General features: G+C 63.1%; 17 protein-coding genes. 7 read left to right on the top strand and 10 right to left on the bottom strand.

What is annotated here, in order from left to right:
* Positions 1-12: 12 nt before the first annotated feature.
* Positions 13-843, bottom strand: a complete 831-nt coding sequence (locus ABOC32_RS21900) for an AraC family ligand binding domain-containing protein (protein WP_426808840.1) — start codon at positions 841-843, stop codon at positions 13-15.
* A gap of 48 nt (positions 844-891) precedes the next feature.
* On the bottom strand, positions 892-1,815 hold the full coding sequence (locus tag ABOC32_RS21895) for a LysR family transcriptional regulator (RefSeq protein WP_426808839.1): 924 nt from the start codon (positions 1,813-1,815) through the stop codon (positions 892-894).
* 104 nt (positions 1,816-1,919) lie between these two features.
* Between ABOC32_RS21895 and nfsB the strand changes: the two genes are divergently transcribed.
* Positions 1,920-2,573: an oxygen-insensitive NAD(P)H nitroreductase gene (nfsB, locus tag ABOC32_RS21890; RefSeq protein ID WP_426808838.1), complete on the top strand. Its 654-nt coding sequence runs from the start codon at positions 1,920-1,922 to the stop codon at positions 2,571-2,573.
* A gap of 52 nt (positions 2,574-2,625) precedes the next feature.
* Here the strand turns inward: nfsB and ABOC32_RS21885 are convergent, their stop codons facing one another.
* The 6 genes from ABOC32_RS21885 to ABOC32_RS21860 all read right to left on the bottom strand — a co-directional run bounded on the left by ABOC32_RS21885 (position 2,626) and on the right by ABOC32_RS21860 (position 7,615).
* The gene (locus ABOC32_RS21885; protein ID WP_426808837.1) at positions 2,626-3,561 is read right to left on the bottom strand and encodes a cyclase family protein; all 936 of its coding nucleotides are present in this window, start codon (positions 3,559-3,561) and stop codon (positions 2,626-2,628) included.
* Between the two features lie 96 nt (positions 3,562-3,657).
* Positions 3,658-4,200: a WYL domain-containing protein gene (locus tag ABOC32_RS21880; protein ID WP_426808836.1), complete on the bottom strand. Its 543-nt coding sequence runs from the start codon at positions 4,198-4,200 to the stop codon at positions 3,658-3,660.
* A 179-nt stretch (positions 4,201-4,379) separates the two neighbouring features.
* On the bottom strand, positions 4,380-4,787 hold the full coding sequence (locus tag ABOC32_RS21875) for an SRPBCC family protein (protein ID WP_426808835.1): 408 nt from the start codon (positions 4,785-4,787) through the stop codon (positions 4,380-4,382).
* A 21-nt stretch (positions 4,788-4,808) separates the two neighbouring features.
* A complete protein-coding gene (locus tag ABOC32_RS21870; protein WP_426808834.1) occupies positions 4,809-5,606 on the bottom strand; it encodes an SDR family NAD(P)-dependent oxidoreductase in 798 nt (265 codons plus the stop codon).
* A gap of 116 nt (positions 5,607-5,722) precedes the next feature.
* Entirely contained in the window at positions 5,723-6,637 is a 915-nt protein-coding gene (locus ABOC32_RS21865; RefSeq protein WP_426808833.1) for an RHS repeat-associated core domain-containing protein, read from the bottom strand.
* A gap of 69 nt (positions 6,638-6,706) precedes the next feature.
* Positions 6,707-7,615 carry a LysR family transcriptional regulator gene (locus ABOC32_RS21860; RefSeq protein WP_043200941.1) on the bottom strand — a complete coding sequence of 303 codons (909 nt, stop codon included), beginning with the start codon at positions 7,613-7,615 and terminating at the stop codon, positions 6,707-6,709.
* 290 nt (positions 7,616-7,905) lie between these two features.
* On the opposite strand from ABOC32_RS21860, the gene ABOC32_RS21855 reads away from it, so the two are divergent.
* Together ABOC32_RS21855 and ABOC32_RS21850 are read left to right on the top strand one after the other, a co-directional pair.
* Complete coding sequence (locus ABOC32_RS21855; RefSeq protein ID WP_426808832.1) at positions 7,906-9,210, top strand: MFS transporter; 1,305 nt, start codon at positions 7,906-7,908, stop codon at positions 9,208-9,210.
* A gap of 31 nt (positions 9,211-9,241) precedes the next feature.
* Positions 9,242-10,483 carry a Zn-dependent hydrolase gene (locus ABOC32_RS21850; protein ID WP_426808831.1) on the top strand — a complete coding sequence of 414 codons (1,242 nt, stop codon included), beginning with the start codon at positions 9,242-9,244 and terminating at the stop codon, positions 10,481-10,483.
* A gap of 443 nt (positions 10,484-10,926) precedes the next feature.
* Here ABOC32_RS21850 and ABOC32_RS21845 read toward each other — a convergent pair whose 3' ends face one another.
* Positions 10,927-12,351, bottom strand: coding sequence for a PLP-dependent aminotransferase family protein (locus ABOC32_RS21845; RefSeq protein ID WP_426808830.1), 1,425 nt, complete (start codon positions 12,349-12,351; stop codon positions 10,927-10,929).
* 325 nt (positions 12,352-12,676) lie between these two features.
* Between ABOC32_RS21845 and ABOC32_RS21840 the strand changes: the two genes are divergently transcribed.
* Entirely contained in the window at positions 12,677-14,092 is a 1,416-nt protein-coding gene (locus ABOC32_RS21840) for an amino acid permease (protein WP_016500412.1), read from the top strand.
* A 3-nt stretch (positions 14,093-14,095) separates the two neighbouring features.
* On the opposite strand, the gene ABOC32_RS21835 is transcribed toward ABOC32_RS21840, so the two are convergent.
* A complete protein-coding gene (locus tag ABOC32_RS21835) occupies positions 14,096-14,275 on the bottom strand; it encodes a hypothetical protein (RefSeq protein ID WP_426811642.1) in 180 nt (59 codons plus the stop codon).
* 117 nt (positions 14,276-14,392) lie between these two features.
* On the opposite strand from ABOC32_RS21835, the gene ABOC32_RS21830 reads away from it, so the two are divergent.
* The 3 genes from ABOC32_RS21830 (at position 14,393) to ABOC32_RS21820 (ending at position 18,314) form a co-directional block, all read left to right on the top strand.
* A complete protein-coding gene (locus ABOC32_RS21830) occupies positions 14,393-14,929 on the top strand; it encodes an RNA polymerase sigma factor (protein ID WP_426808829.1) in 537 nt (178 codons plus the stop codon).
* A complete protein-coding gene (locus ABOC32_RS21825) occupies positions 14,926-15,768 on the top strand; it encodes a FecR family protein (protein ID WP_426808828.1) in 843 nt (280 codons plus the stop codon). Before ABOC32_RS21830 ends, ABOC32_RS21825 begins: the two co-directional genes overlap by 4 nt.
* Before the next feature lie 140 nt (positions 15,769-15,908).
* Complete coding sequence (locus ABOC32_RS21820; RefSeq protein ID WP_426808827.1) at positions 15,909-18,314, top strand: TonB-dependent siderophore receptor; 2,406 nt, start codon at positions 15,909-15,911, stop codon at positions 18,312-18,314.
* Positions 18,315-18,568 lie beyond the last annotated feature (254 nt).

The raw sequence follows: 18,568 nt of genomic DNA, 5'->3' as shown, positions 1-18,568 counted from the left end.
GCCCGCAGCCGCTTAGTCTGGAAGGTTTGAGCAGCGCCTGCGGTAGTCGGCCGGGGTCAGCCGATACGCCCGGCGAAACCACCGCCCCAAGTGGCTCTGGTCGGCAAAACCCAAGGCCACGGCCACTTCGGCAGGCGTCTGGCCCTGGGCGAGCAGGCGCCGCGCCCGGGCCAGGCGCAGCTGGATCAGGTAGGCATGCGGGGCAATGCCGAACGCGGCCTTGAACGCACGGGTCAGGCGAAAGCGGTCGATGCCGCAGGCCTGGGCCAGGTCTTCCAGGCCGATGTCACGCTCCAGGTTGGCGTGCAGGTAATCGCGCGCGCGTTGTGCGGTCAGCGGCAGGCGCGGGTCTGGGTTGATGCGTTGGCGCCAGTGCATGTGGCGGGTCAGGCAGGCCAGCAGGTCGTCCATGGCCGTTTGCCGGACGATGCGCAATTCCTGGTCGTGCACCGCCCGGAAGGCAAGGGCGGTGGCCCGCGCCAGGCGTTCGTCGTGGCACAGGGTATCGGCAAAGCTGGGCAGGCTGTCGCCGGGTGCGTGCTCGAACAGTGCCCGTAGTTGCTGGTCGAGCCAGGTGGGTTCCAGGTACAGCGTGGAATAGGTGAAGCCTTCTTCGGTGGGCGCCAGGCCATCGTGGATGTCGCCAGGCTCCAGCAGGAATACCTGCCCCGGCGTGCTGCGGTGGCGCACCCGGCGGCAGTTGAACTGCTGCACGCCCTGTTCGGTCACGCCGACCAGGAAGCTGTCGTGCCAGTGCGGGTCGTAGGCATGCCCGACAAAATGCGCACGGACCGACTCGATACCGGTGTCGGCGTCTTGCTTGAGGTCGATCCAGTTGCTCATGAACGTGTGCCGTTGGGGTCAATGGCTACCTTAGCGCAACGCCCTGGCTCAGTCTGGAACGATTGTGCAGCCGTTGGTCAGTGCCCGATGGCGCAGGGCCTCGAAGCGCTCGCGCAGCCACAGGTGCAATTGTGAGACAGCAGGCGTGAGTTGCTTGCGATGCGGGCAGACCAAGGTGACCGGGGTCGGTTCACCGAGCAGTTCGGGCAGGACGATTTCCAGTTCGCCGGCCGCAATGTTGGCGCTGACATCCAGCCACGACTTGTAGACGATGCCTTCGCCCTGAATGGCCAGGCGGCGGATGACGTCGGCATCGTCACTGACCAGCGGCCCGCGCACCTGCACGGTACGGTTGCCCAGCTGCCACTTGTCGTATACCCGGTTGTGCTGCATGTACAGCAGGCAGGCGTGTTGCTGCAGAGCGTCGGGGCTAAGCGGGCGGCCGTGGCGGGCCAGATAGTCGGGCGAGGCGACCAGCACTCTGCGGTTCCAGTCGGCCAATGGCAGGGCGATGTAGTTGGCATCCTGGTTCAGGCCATAGCGGATGGCCACATCCACCGGGTCGCGGTTGAGGTCGGCAATCTGGTCGGACAGGAAGAAGCGCAGCTGCAATGCCGGGTGCTCGCGGCGGAAGGCGCTGAGCCAGGGCAGCAGCATGTTGCGGCCCATGTCGGAGGGTGCCGACACCTGAAGGGTGCCGCGCAGGGTACTGGGGTTGCCATGCAGGTCTTCATGGCCCTGGCGCAGGCTCTCCAGCACATTCAGCGCGGTTGGCAGGTAGCGCTCGCCCTCGGCGGTCAGGCGCAGGCTGCGGGTGGTGCGGGCGAACAGGCGTACATCCAGGTCGCGTTCCAGGCGCTTGATTGCCGCAGCCACCTGGCCCGGCAGCAGGCCGGCTTCATGGGCAGCGGCAGTGAAGCTGCCCAGCACGCTGCTGCGGGCAAACAGTTCGAGGTCGGCGATGCGCAGCATTTTCACTCCATGGATGAAAGTGTTGCTGCATTGTGCCGGTTTTTCTTTTCTGCGGGAAAGATAAGATACGCGGCAAATCCACTGTTCATTCCCGGAGTTGTTGCATGGATACCGTCTCGCTGGCCAAGCGCCGCTACACCACCAAAGCCTATGATGCCTCGCGCCGCATTCCCCAGGCCACTGTCGATGCCCTGCTCGAACAACTGCGCCACAGCCCATCCTCGGTCAACTCCCAGCCATGGCACTTCGTTGTCGCCGATACGGCCGAAGGCAAGGCCCGCCTGGCCAAGAGCACGACAGAGGGGTATGCCTACAACACGCCGAAGCTGCTCGATGCCTCGCACGTGATCGTGTTCTGCACCCGCACCGAAATGACCGAAGCGCACCTGAACAGCGTGCTCGATCAAGAGGCTGCCGATGGCCGTTTCCGCGACGAGCAAGCACGTGCCGGGCAAAACCAGAGCCGCCGTCACTACGTCAACCTGCACCGCTTTGATCAGAAGGACGTGCAGCACTGGATGGAGAAGCAGACCTATCTGGCCTTGGGCACGGCATTGCTGGGGGCTGCGGCACATGGCCTGGATGCAACGCCGATCGAGGGCTTTGACAGCAAGATCCTCGATGCCGAGCTGGGCTTGCGTGAGCGTGGCTTTACCAGCGTGGTGATCCTCAGCCTGGGTTATCGCAGCGAGGCGGACTTCAACGCCGGGCTGAACAAGTCGCGGTTGCCGGCTTCGCAGGTGTTCACCTTCCTGTGACATTGTCGGGGCCACAAGCGGCCCCACTCTCGAAAGCCAGCCAGCCCGGTGATCAGTGAATGGCCACCGGGTTGATGTTCACCTGGGTCGAGCCCTTGTACAGCGGCTGCCCCAGCACGAACAGGAACTCGAACGCCTTGTCTTGCACCAACGCGCGTGTATCGATCAGTTCCAGGTTGTAGATACCCCGTTTGGCCAGCATGAACTGGTTGACCGGGAACTCTTCGCCGGACGGGTTCGGGTACACCTCGGAGGCCCAGGTATCGCCACCAAAGGCGACGATGCCCTGGTCCGCCAGCCATTCGGCCGCTGGCAGGTCGATGCCCGGCTCGGTGGCAAGGAATTGCTGGTTGTCCTTGCCGATCAGCTCCAGCCAACCGGTATTGAACAGCACCACATCACCCTTGCGCAGGGTAATGCCTTGTTTCTTCAGTACCGCCTTGATGTCAGCGACGGTAAACGCAGTGCCGCCCGGTACGATGGCCTTGCCGTAGTAGGCCGTCATGTCCAGCACCACACCACGGGTGACCATCGGCGGTACTTTCTCCACGCCCAGCCTGGTCACGCCTTCGACGGTGACGAAGTCGGCAGCCTTGTTGCCGTTGTAGTAGACGTTGTCGATGCCGATATGGCCGATGCCGTTGAGCTGGGTACCGACGCCGGTCCAGCCGTTGACCAGTTCATCGTTGAAGCTGAACTTGTTGGGCCCCAGGGTCTGGCCGGCCTGTTCGCCGGGCTGGATGTTGTACAAGTGGAAGCTGCGGTGGCGGAAGGCCGGCAGGTCCTTGCTTACGGGTACCGCCAGTGGGTAAGTCTTGCCTGTCTTGACCAGGCCGACAGCCTGCTTGACCACGTCCGGGGTCAGCAGGTTGGCGGCGCCGATTTCATCCTGTTTGCCGTAGGGCGAGGTCTGCCAGTCGGCGGCCAAAGCGGCCTGGGCAGTGGTCGCCAGGGTAACGGCCAGTAGCAAGGGCTTGAAGCGTGTCATCGGGTACTCCTGAAAGATGCGTTGTCAGGAGCGAATTCTGCGCAGGGCAGGATTGGGGAAAAAGCAGCCCGCGGGACAATGACTTTTGCCTGCCGGTCAATAACTCCCCTCGTGCAGCGCCAGGCTCTGGCGCAATTGTTCGAGCATGGCCACGCGCAGCGCCTGCGGGGCGTGGATGCGGATAGCGCCTGCTTGGGACAGCAGCCAGCCCATCAGCGCCCGGTTATCGTCGACGGTAGCCACCAGCGTGGCGCCGCCGCCCGCTTGCGGCGTCAGTTGCATGTCTGCTGACAGGGGGGATTGCTCCAGGCGCAGGGCCAGCGCGTCATCGACCCAGGCATGCAGTTCAACCTGGGCCGGGGGCGTAAGCACGTCGGGTTGCAACTGCTGCGCTTCGCCCAGGCTCAGGCCCGGTTGCCAGTACCAACCGTACGGCATGCCTTTGCTGTTGCACTGCAGCGGGAACAGCGCAGCGAGCTCGACCAGGTCGCGCTCGACGGTGCGTTTGCTGGTGGTATGGCCCACGGTCGTCAGGGCGGCCTGCAACTGGGTGGAGCTCATGCCCGGGTGGCGGCCGGGCAGCAACTTGAGCAGCTGCCACTGGCGGGCGATGGTATGGCGTGTAGGGTGGCTGGGCAAAGGGCTCGTCCTTGAAGGCAGGCGGTAAACCTGCCTGGGTAATGGCTTTTGGCTATTGCCCAGCATACCTTGTCATGGAATGGGATCCAAGTTGTCACAGATGCGCTTCAGCCGAGTGTGCTGGAGGTGTGCATCACCAGGCTGGCGTGGAAAAAGGGCTGCTGTGCAACCCCATTCACTCAGCCCAGGGTTTTCGCCAAGGCTTGCAGGCCACCTTCATAGATGCCTTTGAACAGCGCCTCGGCCTCGGCATCGCTGACGCCCAACGGGGTGAATTCGCCAAACCATTCCACCAGGCTGCCCTCGCCGTCGGCTTTCACCCGCAGGGTTGCCAGGTAGCTGTTCACCGGGAACGGGCTGCTCAGGATCGTGTAGCTGTAGCTGCGCTGCTTGTCGTCAAAGGCTATCAGGCGCTCGACGATGCGATTGCCGTCCGGGTCTTTCAGCGAGCGCACGCGGCCGCCTTCGCTGGAAATGCTCTCGGGGATGAACGGCAGCCAGTCGGGCAGGCTGTCGAAACCGCCGATCAATGCCCAGACATGTTCAGGGCTGTATCGGGTTGGCAGGGACGCATAGGCAGATGCCATGAGGTGATTCTCCGGTTGAATTCAGATAGCGAGGCTGTCGACCACACCGCCGTCGACCCGCAGGGCCGCGCCAGTGGTGGCGGAGGAGTAAGGGGAGGCGAGGTACACCACCAGATGGGCAACCTCATCGACATCGGCGACGCGCTGGATGATCGAGCTTGGCCGCGCGGTGCGTACGAAATTGTCAGCCTCTTCACGAATGCTGCGCCCCGAAGCCTTGGCTGCATCGGCCACCATCGCGGTCACCCCATCGGTCAGGGTCGGGCCCGGCAGCACCGAATTCACGGTAACCCCGGTACCGGCCAGACGCTTGGCCAGGCCATGGGAAACGGCCAGGTTGGCGGCCTTGGTCACGCCGTAGTTGATCATGTCGGCAGGGATGGCGATGCCCGACTCCGAGGAAATGAACAGGATCCGCCCCCAGCCTTTCTCGACCATACCCGGAGCATAGTGGCGTGCCAGCCGCACACCGCTTAGCACATTGGTGTCGTAGAAGCGCGCCCACTCGCTGTCGTCTACATCGAAGAAGTCGACGTCGTCGTAGATGCCCAGGTTGTTGACCAGGATGTCGGCCCGTGGGTGGGCGGCGAACAGGGTTTCGGCACCGGCGGCGATACCCAGGTCGGCGACCACGCCGTGTACCTGGCCACCGCCGCCTTGCTTGCGCACGTCGGCCAGGGCGGCGTCCAGCGACTTCTGGCTGCGGCCGGCAATGACCACGTCGGCATTGGCGCGGGCCAGGCCACGGGCGATGGCCAGACCAATACCGCCGGTCGAGCCGCTGATGATGGCGGTGCGCCCGCCGAGGTCGATGTTCATGGGATGGCTCCTGGGGGTGAGTTGCAATGATACAGCCATCCTAGTGAAGCACGCTCAGTCAGTGAAAGACCGAGTTCGACGGAGTCTAGACCTGTTCTGAATTATCGGTGATTTGCCTATGCGTCACTGCGAATGCTTGAGTTTGTTTCAATCATAGGTCGAACAGTAACGGGCGCGTAGTTGAAGTCGGGGTTCTTGTATATGTTGTCCTTCAGGATTTTTATTTCGGTGTATTGCTTGTCTTGTTTTGGCTTCGGGATAGTGCTGACGGTGCCAATGTATGCGTTTACCGTCTTCTGCGTTATGTTTGAGAGTCGTTGAGCCAGGGATGGCCCCCCGTCTGGGGTCGGGTTGCCAAAGTTGCAAGAGATGACATGTATGTTGTCGTAGCTTTCAAATTTTATTGTTTGAGCACGAAGATGATCGTGAAGCCCATCCACGCCCAGTTTGGCTAGCTCGGTTCCGTGCGCATAGATGTTGAGCGTCTTGGTTTTCGCTAAGCCCTTTGTTGACGAAAAAACGCCAAGGTTCGGTTCTCTCAGTAATACCTTGCCCTTTACGTGTCCTGTCGGGTCGTTGGCATTCACAGGGTCTCCCGAGAGGTAGCTATAAGCATTGATACCCCCTGCACCTAAGGGGCTCAATGAGTCAGGGCTTGCAAAACGCATCAGTGTTGGGTTGTAACTTCGATATCCGTTGCCCAGTAAATAGCATGTGGTAACGGGGTCAAGATATTCGCCCTTGAAACCGGCCAGCATGCCGGTAGCCGCTTCAGCATAACCCCACGGGCTGAACGCTGTAGGCGCTAAACCTTGAGTAGACAACAGGCCAATAGCTGAACCTTTTACATCACGCGCAAGCAGGCAGCTTAGGGAATTGCCTGATTGTTTGCGGGTAAAGAACAGTGCGCGTTCATGTGCGCGTGAAATCGATGCTGAGTGATTGTCGTGCAGCAGGGTGGTCAGTGCATTGTTGTTATATGAAAATAGCATTTTAATCACTCCATGCCGTTGTGATCGTGGGTTGAGCATGGATTTGTTTACTTGAATTTCCTCTTGAGCGCTACTGATAGAAATGCCAGGCGGCAGCAAGCCCCGCCGTTATTCCAGGCTCTGGTGCAGCGATTCGATGAACACCTCTTCCGCCCGGCTGAACCGCTGCTCCCTGTTCCACAACAGGTGAATATCCACATCGGCAATCCCTTCCTGCGGAGGCAGCTTCCACAGCAACCCCGCTTCGACGTCCGGCGCCACCACATGCTCGGGCAGGCAGCCGATGCCGAACCCGGCGATCACCAGCCGGCGTACTTCCTCAAGGCTTGGCGATGACGCCACGATCCGCCCGGCAAACCCTTGTTGGTCTCGGAAAATGGTCAGCGGCGACAACATGCCGCCAATCTGGTCGCTGGTAAAACTGACGAAGTTCTCCCGTTGCAAGTCGCCTTCGGCCTGGCCGAACAGGGCATGGTGCTTGCCACAGAAAAACGCATAGCGCTGGCGCAGGAACAGCCGCTGCTCCAGCCGTGGCTGTGGACGCCGGTTCAGGCTAAGGCCCGCCGTGGCGGTTTTTTCCTGCAGGGCGGCGACGATATCGGAGCTGCGCATCACGTCGATTTCCAGCTCCACCCGTGGGTGCTGGCGATGGAAGACGGCAAGAAAGTCGTCGAAGCGTTCGCTGACGATGCGGCTGATCATCAGCAGGCGCACCTTGCCCACCACTTCGTCTGCCGGTTGCTCCAGCAAGCCGCCGATCTGCGACATTTGCCCATACACCTCGCCGGCCAGCAGGAACAGCTGCTCGCCCATGTCTGTCAGCACGAACCGTGGCCCGCGGCGGGCGATGAGTTGGCGGCCGAGCTGCTCTTCAAGGCGCTTGAGCGCCTGGCTTACCGCCGGTTGGGTGAGGTGCAGGCGGGCGGCAGCGCGGCTGATGGACAACTCCTGGCCGATGACCCGGAAGGTGCGCAGCAGGTTCCAGTCGAGGCGGTCGTTGAGCAGGCGGTCAGACATGGCGGGGCTCGATGATAAGCGTGGTTAATAGTTCGAATAATAAATAGAAAATTGACTAATCATAGCCCTGAGCCGATAAATCGCAGGCATTGAAGCCGGTTGCATCGGTGTCGGCTGCTTCGCGGGCTTGCCCGCTCCCACAGGTACTGCACTGTCAGCAGACCTTGTGCGATCCCTGTGGGAGCGGGTTTACCCGCGAAGCAGCCAGCACCGAATCAACAGGCCAAGCGCCACAAGAGCGCCACCGTGACCCAGCAACTCCTGCCAGAACAACAAGCAAAGGAGCCCCCATGAAGCCCACCGCTTCCCCCCAGCCGCGCCGTGCCGCCGCCGCGGCGTTCATCGGCACCATGATCGAATGGTACGACTTCTACATCTACGCCACTGCCGCCGCCCTGGTGTTCGGGGCCTTGTTCTTCCCCTCCGACGACAGCCTGTTCAGCACCATGGCCGCATTCGGCACCTTCGCCGTGGGCTTCTTCGCCCGGCCGCTGGGTGGCATCGTCTTCGGCCACGTGGGCGACCGTATCGGCCGCAAGAAGTCGCTGGTCATCACCCTGCTGATGATGGGCATCGTCACCGTGTGCATCGGCCTGCTGCCGACATACGCACAAATCGGCGCCACCGCGCCGGTGCTGCTGATCGTGCTGCGCATCGTCCAGGGCATTGCCGTAGGCGGCGAGTGGGGCGGGGCGGTGCTGATGGCCGGCGAGCATGCGCCCAAGGGCCGGCGCAACTTCTTCGCCTCGTTCGCCCAGTTGGGCAGCCCGGCTGGCCTGATCCTGTCGCTGCTGGCCTTCGGCGCGGTCACCCGCCTGCCTGAAGAGGAACTGATGAGCTGGGGCTGGCGCGTGCCGTTCCTGGCCAGCGCGCTGTTGCTGCTGGTGGGCCTGGCGATTCGCCTGGGGGTGAATGAGTCGCCCGAATTCATCGCCAGCCGCGAGCAGGCGGCAAAGGCCCATCGCAAGGAGCAGGCACCCGTATTCGAAGTACTGCGCACCGCCTGGCGCCCGCTGTTGCTGTGTATCGGCGCCAACACCCTGGGCATTGCCGGGGTCTATTTCACCAACACCTTCATGATCAGCTACACCACCCAGCAGTTGCACCTGGAGCGCTCGTTGATCCTTGAGTGCCTGTTCTTCGTGGCGGTCATCCAGTTCTGCGTGCAGCCGCTGGCGGCCTGGCTGTCGGAAAAGGTCGGTGCTACGCGCTTCCTGGCGCTGGTCGCAGTGCTGGCGATGGCTTCACCCTACCCGATGTTCGTGCTGGTCAGCTCGGGCCAGGGCCCGGCAATCGTGCTTGGCATCGCCCTGGCCGCCGCCTGCATGGCCTCGTTCTACGCGGTGATTGCCGGCTACGTCAGCGGCATGTTCGAAACCCGCGTGCGCTACACCGCCATTTCCCTGGCCTATCAGATTTGCGGCGCCATCGCCGGCGGCCTGACGCCGCTGATTGGCACCTGGCTGGCCCATAGCTTCAGCGGCCAATGGTGGCCGATGGCAGCCTTCTACACCCTGATCGCCACAATTTCGCTGGTCTGCGTGCTCGCCTCGGCGCGCCAGTACGCCCGTAGCCAGCGTCTGGAACTGGCCTGATCGAACCCCTTTTAGTCTGGAGTACCCGCATATGTTGAAAAGCAATGGCGAACGCCTGTGGGCGAGCCTGATGGCCATGGCCGAAGTCGGCGCCACCGCCCGCGGCGGCAGCTGCCGCCTGGCCCTCAGCGACGAGGACAAGGCCGGCCGAGAACTGTTCAGCCACTGGTGCCGCGAAGCGGGCCTGATCCTGTCGGTGGATGCCATCGGCAACCTGTTCGCCCGGCGTGCCGGCAGTGACCCGGATGCCGCCCCGGTCATGATGGGCAGCCACCTCGACACCCAACCCGAAGGGGGGCGTTTCGATGGCGTCTACGGTGTGCTGGCCGGCCTGGAGGTGGTGCGCCGCCTGAACGACCTGAACATCCACACCCGCAAGCCGCTGGAAATCGCCGTCTGGACCAACGAGGAGGGCGCGCGCTTCACCCCGGCCATGTTCGGCTCGGCGGTGTTCACCGGCAGCCTCGCGCTGGCCGAGGCGCTGGCCATTCGCGATGCCGATGGCATCAGCGTCGCCGACGAACTGCAACGCACCGGGTACGCCGGCCACCGCCCGCTGGGCGGCAAGGTGGATGCCTATTTTGAGGCGCATATCGAGCAAGGCCCGATCCTTGAAGACAACGCCAAGGCCATTGGTGTGGTCAGTGGCGGCCAGGCCATCCGCTGGCTGGACGTGACGGTCGAAGGCATGGCGGCGCACGCCGGCACCACGCCGATGCCGCTGCGCAAGGATGCGCTGTATGGCACCGCGCGGATGATTCAGGCGGTGGAGCAACTGGCAGCCGACTTTGCCCCCGAAGGCCTGACCACCGTGGGTGAGCTGTCCATTGCCAAGTCTTCGCGCAATACCATTCCCGGCCTGCTGCAGTTCACGGTCGACCTGCGCCACCACCGCGACGAGGCCATCGAAGCCATGGAGCGCGACCTGACCTTGAAGCTGCAAGCCATCGCCAGCCAGCGCGGCCTGCAGGTGCGTATCGAGCGCCACTGGGTCAGCCCGGCCACCCCGTTCGACGCTGACTGCGTGGCCGCCGTGCAGCAAGCGGTGGATGGCCTTGGGTATGCGCAGCAATCGATTGTCAGCGGCGCGGGTCATGATGCCATTCTGTTGGCGCGTTACTGCCCGACGGCGATGGTGTTTATCCCCTGCGTTGGTGGGTTGAGCCACAACGAGGCGGAAGACGTGCTGCCCGACGATGCTCGCCAGGGTGCCGATGTACTGTTGAATGCCGTGCTGGCTCGCGCAGGCTGTGTCGACCAAGACAAAGCTTGATGCGTTAGATAGAAATTTTGCTCCCACGGGGCTAGTCATTCGCCAAAAGGTATGGGCCTGTGGGCGCGAACCAAATGCCAGGGAGACTTGGTATGCGAGAGGAGCAAGCGTGAAGAGGGTGATGGAGCTAATAGGTGCACGCCACAGCATCTTCATCGCCTGTGAGATCGAGCGCCGCCCGCGCGGCGCATCGCCGGCAAGCCAGCTCCCACATTTGTTTCGGGCCAGTCACTTCTGTGGGGTCACCGCTGCTCGCCTTGTTAGTTCCCTTCGATATTGAAGGTGGCGCCGCTGCTTTTCAGCAAGATCCTGCCATACACCAAGGGTTCGCGCGCCCAAGGTGCAGGATTAACTGGCCCGAAACAGATGTGGGAGCTGGCTTGCCGGCGATGCGCCGCGCGGGCGGCGCTCGATCTCACAGGCGCTGAAGATGTTGTGGCGAACTAGATCCCACCCCGCCGCACATGCTTGACGAACACCTTCTCCAACAACTCCCACATCGCCGGATCGGTACTGAACGCCACGTTGAAGCGCATCCACCCGGTGGCCTTGGCGTCCACCATGAACAATTGCCCAGGCCCGAGCATGATGCCTTTCTCCAGCGCATCATCCAGCAACGCGGCACTGTCCGGAATGGCCGGGTGGCGGGTCCAGATGTACATGCCTTCATCCGATTCGGTGAACAGTTCGAAGCCCAATCGATGCAGATGCCGGCCAACTTCCTGATGGGCCTCGGCCAGCCGCTGGCGCAGGCGCTTGAGGTGCTTGCGCCAGCGGCCGTCGATGATCGCGGCGTACACCACACGCTCCATCACCTGCGAAGTGGTCAGGCCTGAGCGCATTTTAAGGTGCAGCAGTTTCTGCATCAGCTCGGGGTTGGCCAGCATGTAGCCCACCCGCACGTTGGGCGAAATGCTCTTCGAGTAGCTGCCCACGTACACCACCTGCTGCAGGTGGTCCAGGCTGGCCAGGCATGGCTGCGGTTCGGCGACCATGTCGGCGTACAGGTTGTTTTCCACCAGGCGGAAGCCGTGCTGGCTGGCCAGTTGCAGCAGGCGGTGCAACTGCGGCAGCGGGGTGCGTGAGCAGGTCGGGCTGTGCAGGTGCGGCTGGGTGAAGAACGCCGTCGGGCGGTGGTGGGTGAGCAGCTGCTCCAGCTGGTTCAGGTCGTAGCCGGCCGGTGTGCGTGGCACGCCGACCAAGGTTGCGCCCTGGGTACGCAGGATGCTCATCAGGTTGGGGTAGCCCGGGTCGTCCACCAGCACCACATCGCCTGGGCGTACCAGCGTGCGGGCGGCCAGGTCCAGGGCCTGGCTGGCGCCGTGGGTGAGCATCAGTTGCGCCGGGTTGGCGACAATCGACAGCTCTTGCTGCAGGTTCTGCGCGGTCAGTGCACGCAACTCCATCAGGCCCATGGGGTCGCCGTAGCCCGACAGTTCCAGCGGGCTGCCCGCCACCTGGCGCAGCCCCCGACGCAGGCCTTCTTCGTACATCCAGTCGTTGGGCAGCCAGCCGCACCCTGGTTTGTACGGCAACTGGCGGATCTCGAAGATCTGCTGCAGGTACCACTCGGAGTTGAACGTTGGTCGACTGGCGTCGGCCTCGGTATTGTGCCGGTCCAGCAGTTCGCCCGCCGCACGGTTGACGAAGAACCCCGCATTGCCACGGCTCACCAGCAGCCCCTGGGCGACCAGGCGATCATAGGCCTCGACCACGGTGAAGGTACTCACCGAATAGCTCGCGGCAAAGGCGCGGATAGACGGCACCTTGGCGCCCGGCTTGAGGGTCTGGTTGTCGATCAACTCACGCAACCCGTCGATGATCTGGTTGACCAACGGGGTGGAAGAGTCTGGGTGTAATTCGAACATTCGGGGCCTTCAGGGTGCGTATCGCCTGGCGTCTGCAGGGTGTACTGCAAGGGCGACCTGTACAGTGCAGTGCGAGATTCATGCCACTGTGCATGGCTCTCTGCGTCGGACATTTTTACATTAGGTGTCGGATATCGCCACATAAAGCATGTTCAGTTCGCTCCAGGCAGTCGTCCTGGGGCGCGTCAGCAGGCCGCCATGGAGGGCCTGCGTGTGTTCGTTCACACCATCCTGCCCGCATTAGCACTGATGTACAGGTGAAGCCGCCAGCCATCGGGGTTTCACGGTTTTCCTTGGATAAAAAGAAGCACGGGGTACACAACTGATGGACGCAACATCCACAACCACCACCGCGAAAAGCGGGCACGAGAGCAAGCTCAGTGCCTCGCTGAAGTCGCGCCACCTGACGATGATGTCGATCGCCGGGGTAATTGGCGGCGCCTTGTTCGTCGGTTCCGGCAGCGTGATCCACAGCGCCGGCCCAGCCGCTGTCCTGGCCTACCTGGCGGGCGGCATCCTGGTGGTGCTGATCATGCGCATGCTGGGTGAAATGGCGACTTCCTCGCCAGACACCGGCTCGTTCTCCACCTACGCCGACCGCGCCATTGGCCGCTGGGCCGGTTTCACCATCGGCTGGCTGTACTGGTGGTACTGGGTCATCCTCATGGCCTGGGAAGCCTATGTGGCGGGCAAGATCCTGCATGGCTTCTTCCCCGACGTCAGCGTCAACGTGTTCGTGCTGGCCACGACCCTGTTGCTGATCACCGTCAACTTCTTCAACGTCAAGCACTACGGTGAGTTCGAGTTCTGGTTCGCCTTGATCAAGGTGATCGCGATCGTCTGCTTCCTGATCGTGTGTACCGCTGCCGTGATGAACGTCTGGCAGTTCGGTGAAGTGCGTGGCATCAGCCACCTCACCGCCGAAGGCTTCATGCCCAACGGCATCACCACCGTGATCGGTGCATTGCTCGGGGTGATGTTCGCCTTCCTGGGCGCCGAAATCGTCACCATCGCCGCTTCCGAAGCCAAAGACCCGGCCGCGCAGATCGTCAAGGCAACCAACTCGGTGGTATGGCGTGTGTGCCTGTTCTACGTCGGTTCGATCTTCCTGATCGTCTGCCTGGTACCGTGGAACGACCCGCACCTGGGCGTTTCCGGCTATGGCGCCTACCGCCGTACCCTGGAACTGCTGGGCGTGCCGTATGCCGAGCTGCTGATGAACTTCGTGGTGCTGACCTCGGTGAGCAGCTGCCTGATCTCGGGCCACTACACCGCTTCGCGCATGCTGTTCTCCCTGGCCCAGCGTGGCGATGCGCCGTCGTTCTTCAAGATCACCCGTGCCGGCACCGGTGTACCGGTGTATGCGATCATGGGCTCGTGCGCCGTGGCCGTGGTGTGTGCGCTGATCAACTTCAGCGAGACCCTGCGCCCGAAAGACGTGCTGGATACCCTGATGAACACCACGGGCATGATCGCCCTGCTGGTGTACCTGGTGATTGCTTTCTCGCAGCTGCGCATGCGCCGCAAGCTGATTGCCGAAGGCAAGGAAGTGCGCCTGAAGATGTGGCTGTTCCCGTGGCTGACCTACCTGGTGATCGCGTTCATCGTGGCCGCCCTGGTCACCATGGCCTTCATGCCTGACTACCAGATCCTGGTGATCTCCACCGGTATCGCGGCAGCAGTCGTGGTGGCAATGGGTGTGGTGCACCAGATCCGCTCTGGCAGCAGCAAGCAACACTAAGCGTCACTTGTGCGTGGAAACGGCCGGCTCCCTTGGGGACCCGGCCGTTTCGCGTTGTTGGGCCTGGGGTTTTTCTGCGGGCATGTGAAAGCGCTGGTTCATCCACGGCGAGCCGAGCAGGGCGGCGGCGGCAATCAGGGCCAGGATGGCGAGGGCGATGTAGGTCTTCATGGGCATGCGCATGTAAGGGATGACCTGAAGCATAGCCAGCCAGTTCCGGCAGGGTTGCTGGCCATTGGCTGACAAATGCCTGTGCCGGCCTCTACAATGCGAAGCATTATCACTTGGCGCCGGCCCTTCATGCCCAACACTCCGCCCAACCAGGAACTGCTTGACGCGCTGGCGTTGCACTATGACGACCTGGTCCGCTACATCCGCCAGCGCTTTCGCGACCGCCATTTTGCCCGCGACCTGGTTCACGATGTGTACCTGCAGATTCTCGACAAACCACCCCGCCAGCGCATTTCGCTGCCGCTGGCATTTTTGCGCAAGGTCACCTTCAACCGGGCCATCGACCGGGTGCGCGCCGAATCGCTGCGCGCGGATTATCTGGCCGCCGCCAACCATGACGAACCGGCCCTGGACGGCTGGGACGGTGCCCGCGAGCTGGATTTCGAACAACAGCTGCATGCCCTGCTGGCGATTATCGAGGCCCTGCCGGCACGTCAGCGCCAGGTGTTCCTGCTGCACCGCATCCATGGCATGGCTCAGCGTGAGATCGCCGCCGAGCTGGAGATTTCGGTCAACATGGTCACCCAGCACTTCAACCGGGCGCTGCGTACCATCGCCAGCCGCTGGGAACCGGCCCGGCGCCTGCACGGCGAGGCGCAGGCATGAGCCAGGGCAAGCGTGAAAGCAAGCCCGAGGGCGACCCGTTGGAGGCGTTCAGCGAGGCCCTGCGTGAGCGGGTGGCGTCTCGCGAGGCGTTGCTCGCCGAAGGCAAAGCCATGACCGCACGCCGGCGCAAGGCTGGCAAGGCGGCCAAGGCCAGCCTGTTGTCGTTGCTGCTGGCGGGCAGCCTGTGGTGGCTGGACCCTGCCTGGCATACCGAGCAGGTGCGGGTGGCCGTGGGCGCGCAGCGCGAGCTGGTGCTGGCGGACGGCAGCCAGGTGCTGCTGGACTCCGGTAGCCGCCTGCAGATTGAACGGCGCCTGCGCAGCCGGCAACTGGAGCTGTTCGAAGGGCAGGCGCGGTTTACCGTAGTGCATGCCGAGGCGCCGTTCACTGTCCGCAGCCAGGGCGTGCGGGTACGTGATATCGGTACGGTGTTCGACGTGCGCAGTGATGTGCGTGGCGTGCGGGTAGGGGTGCTGGAGGGTGCGGTCGAGGTCGGCAGTGGGCACGGCGCTGTGCAGCCACTGCGGGGCGGGCAGCAATTGCTTGCTGCTGCTGGCGAGTTGGGCGAGGTGCAGGCCGTGGCGTCAGGTGCGATGGAGGCCTGGCGCAGCTCGGTGTTGCGTTTTGATGGCACACCGCTGCGCGATGCGATTGTGGATTTGCAGCGCTACAGCGAAGTGCCGCTGCGGCTGGCGGATGAAGGCACCGGTGGTTTGCGCTTGTCGGGTGAGTTCGACAGCCGACAGGTGCGGGCACTGCTGGAGCAGTTGCCTGCGGTGTTGCCTGTGACGGTGGTGCGCGCGGCTGATGGTGGGCTGGTCATTGGCCGAGTTGATTGATCGCCTGTTCTGGCCCTTTCGCGGGCAAGCCCGCGAAAGCACCACAACAGGGAACCAATAATTATTTTCATTGGCACATCAACATTCATCCATGGCCAACCGCCATCCCCATGAAGTCACTTGAATCGTATGGGGAACACATGGGTAACCACCTTTCACCGCTGACGCTGCTGGCTGCCAGCCTGCTGACCTGCGCCACCGTCCAGGCGCAGGACGCCACCTTCAGCCTGGACATCCCGGCACAACGCCTGGACCGTTCGCTAAACGCCCTTGCCCAGCAGACCGGCACCCGCATCCTGTTTTCCACCGATGCTGCCGAGGGCCGTCAGGCGGCGGCCGTGCAAGGGCGCATGAGCGTCGCCCAGGCCTTGCAACAACTGCTTGCCGGCTCTGGCCTGCAACTGCAGCGGGCCGGGGAGGGTTACCTGATCGGCGCGCCGGCCAGTGGCTCGGCGCTGGAGCTGGGCGCTACCAACATCGACAGCCAGCGTTACGGCAACAGCACCGACGGCACCGGTGCCTACACCTTGGGCACTACGCGCGCCGGTACAGGGCTTGACCTGTCGCCGCGCGAAACGCCGCAGTCGATCAGCGTGGTCACCCGCCAGCGCATGGACGACCAGGGCCTGAACGACCTCACCGAAGTGCTGCAGCAAACCCCTGGCCTGTCGGTCCAAAGCCTGGGCAGTGAGCGGTTCAACATCTACTCGCGTGGCTATTCGGTAGACAACTACCAGTTCGACGGCATCCCCACCACCCTCGATATCGTCAGCCAGGTGTCGGCGCAGAGCCTGGCCGACATGGCCATCTATGACCATGTGGAGGTGCTGCGTGGTGCCACCGGCCTGCTGACCGGCGCCGGTGACCCGTCCGCCACCATCAACCTGGTGCGCAAACGGCCCACCGCCGAGTTCAAGGGGCATGTCAGCGCCGGCTTGGGGTCGTGGAACAAGTACCGCACCGAGGTCGACTTGTCCGGGCCGTTGACCCCCACCGGCAATGTGCGCGGGCGCATGGTTGCCGCCTATCAGCAGAACGACAGCTTCGTCGACCACTACCACCAGGAAAAACAGGTGTTCTACGGCATCCTCGAGGCCGACCTGAGCGACACCACCTTGCTCACCGTGGGCGCCGACTATCAGCGCAACCGGCCAGAGGGCTCCTCTTCGGTGGCGTTCCCGCTGCTCTACAGCAATGGTGAGCAAACCGATTTTTCCCGCTCCACCAACAGCGCCGCGCGCTGGAGCAGCAACCCCCAGGACGCACTGAACACGTTCGCCAGCCTCGAACAGGAACTGAGCCACGACTGGAGCCTGCGGCTGGCGGTGAACCAGATGTACATCAACCGCGACGACTACCGCCTGGCCACCGCCAGCTGGGGCTTCCCCGACAAGCAGACCGGCGAAGGCGTGCGCCTGTACGGCGGCGCCGGCAGTACCTGGCAGAAGCAGGTGGGTGTGGATGCGCAGCTCAAGGGGCCGTTCCAGGCATTCGGCCGCGAACATGACCTGGTGCTGGGCTACAACTTCTCCCGCTACCAGAACCACCACGACCCGCTGCGCGGCACCGCAATCGAAGGCACCCGGGTCAACTTCTACACCTGGGACAACTACACCACCGAGCCCGACACCGGCAACGGCAAGCTGTACGACGGCGACACCAGCATCTACCAGAGCGGTACCTACCTGGCCACGCGCCTGCGGCCCACCGACGACCTGTCGGTGATCCTGGGGGCCCGGGTCAGCAACTATCGCTACCGCTACGACCTCAGCACGCAGCCGAACAAGATCCCGGGTAACCGTGAAAGCGGCGTGGTAACGCCCTATGCCGGTGTGGTCTACGCGCTGAACGACATTCACTCGGTCTATGCCAGCTACACCAGCATCTTCAAGCCGCAGACGGTACGTGATGCCAGCGGCGCGACGCTGGCACCGCGCGAGGGCGACAACTACGAAGTCGGCCTGAAAAGCGAGTACTTTGACGGGCGCTTGCAAACCAGCGTCGCTGCGTTCGAGATCAAGCAGGACAACCTGGCCGTGGTCGACCCAGGCCAGGTCGTGCCGGGTACCACCACGGCAGCGTATCAAGCGATTTCCGGAGCCACCACACGCGGCTTTGAAGTGGAAGCCAGCGGCGAGTTGCAGCCGGGCTGGAACCTTAGCGCCAGCTACAACCACAGCATCATCAAGGATTCCGACGGCGAGCGCATCAACACGGTGTTTCCGGCCAACATGGTCAAGCTGTGGACCACCTACCGCCTGCCGGGCGAGCTGGACCGCCTGACCGTGGGTGGCGGCATGAACTGGCAGAGCGGCACACACTTCACTGCCGCGCCTGCCGAGCTGGGCACGGTCAAGGCCAGGCAAGAGCAGTTCGCCGTGTTCAACCTGATGGGCCGGTATCAGATCACCGACCAGCTTTCCACCACGCTGAACGTCAACAACCTGTTCGACAAGAAGTACCTCAGTGCGCTGGATACCACGTTCTACAGTGGCTATTACGGCGAACCGCGCAACGTCATGGTGACCACCCGCTGGGATTTCTGACGGCCCGCACACGGTCCCACAGGTACTGCATAAGCCTGAAGCCTGCGCGGTCCCTGTGGGAGCGGGCATGCCCGCGAAGAACCCAGCGTGGTGGATGGCACCGGCTTCGCCGGTGTTCGCGGGCACGCCCGCTCCCACAGTGATCGCGCAAACTCCTGGATTTTGAACAAGACAGTTGTTCCCACAAAGATCGCGTCCAGGTTTCGGAACGGGCCCGTCGGGCGACAGATGGCATATGCTAGACACATTGCCCG

The organism is Pseudomonas sp. WOUb67, assembly GCF_050058005.1.
Taxonomy (GTDB): Bacteria; Pseudomonadota; Gammaproteobacteria; order Pseudomonadales; family Pseudomonadaceae; genus Aquipseudomonas; species Aquipseudomonas putida_R.
This window is presented reverse-complemented; position numbering and strand designations above follow the sequence as displayed.

Coding starts and splice junctions, on each gene's coding strand:
- ABOC32_RS21900 (WP_426808840.1), bottom strand. CDS start 843: ATGAGCAACTGGATCGACCTCAAGCAAGACGCCGACACCGGTATCGAG.
- ABOC32_RS21895 (WP_426808839.1), bottom strand. CDS start 1,815: ATGCTGCGCATCGCCGACCTCGAACTGTTTGCCCGCAGCAGCGTGCTG.
- nfsB (WP_426808838.1), top strand. CDS start 1,920: ATGGATACCGTCTCGCTGGCCAAGCGCCGCTACACCACCAAAGCCTAT.
- ABOC32_RS21885 (WP_426808837.1), bottom strand. CDS start 3,561: ATGACACGCTTCAAGCCCTTGCTACTGGCCGTTACCCTGGCGACCACT.
- ABOC32_RS21875 (WP_426808835.1), bottom strand. CDS start 4,787: ATGGCATCTGCCTATGCGTCCCTGCCAACCCGATACAGCCCTGAACAT.
- ABOC32_RS21870 (WP_426808834.1), bottom strand. CDS start 5,606: ATGAACATCGACCTCGGCGGGCGCACCGCCATCATCAGCGGCTCGACC.
- ABOC32_RS21865 (WP_426808833.1), bottom strand. CDS start 6,637: ATGCTCAACCCACGATCACAACGGCATGGAGTGATTAAAATGCTATTT.
- ABOC32_RS21860 (WP_043200941.1), bottom strand. CDS start 7,615: ATGTCTGACCGCCTGCTCAACGACCGCCTCGACTGGAACCTGCTGCGC.
- ABOC32_RS21855 (WP_426808832.1), top strand. CDS start 7,906: ATGAAGCCCACCGCTTCCCCCCAGCCGCGCCGTGCCGCCGCCGCGGCG.
- ABOC32_RS21850 (WP_426808831.1), top strand. CDS start 9,242: ATGTTGAAAAGCAATGGCGAACGCCTGTGGGCGAGCCTGATGGCCATG.
- ABOC32_RS21845 (WP_426808830.1), bottom strand. CDS start 12,351: ATGTTCGAATTACACCCAGACTCTTCCACCCCGTTGGTCAACCAGATC.
- ABOC32_RS21840 (WP_016500412.1), top strand. CDS start 12,677: ATGGACGCAACATCCACAACCACCACCGCGAAAAGCGGGCACGAGAGC.
- ABOC32_RS21835 (WP_426811642.1), bottom strand. CDS start 14,275: ATGCGCATGCCCATGAAGACCTACATCGCCCTCGCCATCCTGGCCCTG.
- ABOC32_RS21830 (WP_426808829.1), top strand. CDS start 14,393: ATGCCCAACACTCCGCCCAACCAGGAACTGCTTGACGCGCTGGCGTTG.
- ABOC32_RS21825 (WP_426808828.1), top strand. CDS start 14,926: ATGAGCCAGGGCAAGCGTGAAAGCAAGCCCGAGGGCGACCCGTTGGAG.
- ABOC32_RS21820 (WP_426808827.1), top strand. CDS start 15,909: ATGGGTAACCACCTTTCACCGCTGACGCTGCTGGCTGCCAGCCTGCTG.